General features: G+C 46.9%; 1 protein-coding gene. It reads left to right on the top strand.

Annotation, left to right across the window (positions count from 1 at the left end; all coding sequences use genetic code 11):
* The coding region (locus AWU74_RS08275) for an AAA family ATPase (protein ID WP_162505104.1) at nt 1-461 on the top strand (461 nt) is incomplete at both ends.

Genomic DNA, 461 nt, shown 5'->3' on the forward strand with positions numbered 1-461 from the left:
AAATGGAAGCCGAGCTTCCGAACTCTCTTTCCGGTTTCAAAGAACTCAATTCTGCGCCTGCCGGTGAGCGTCGTATATTAAAGGCGAATTTTCAGGCTTTAAATGACGCAAAAGCACACGCCTATCCTTTCGCCTCACTCTCCGAAGGGCAGCGAATGCTCATCGCTGTATATGCGCTTATCATCGGAAACAAGGGCAGAAACGCATGCCTCTTTATTGACGAGCCGGACAATTTTATATCCATTGCAGAAATCCAGCCGTGGCTGCGCCTGTTTGTTGACAACTGCGGCGAAGATGAAAGTTTAGAGCAAGTCGTTCTCATATCCCACCACCCAGAAGTGATAGATTACTCCTGTTTCGGTATCCCGCTTTGGTTTGAGCGCGAACCGGAATCGCATACGAGAATCAAATTCATGGAGCAAAATGGAGACACGAAGAATGAAAAACTGGAAAAACTATTG

Source organism: Treponema endosymbiont of Eucomonympha sp. (genome assembly GCF_001028545.1).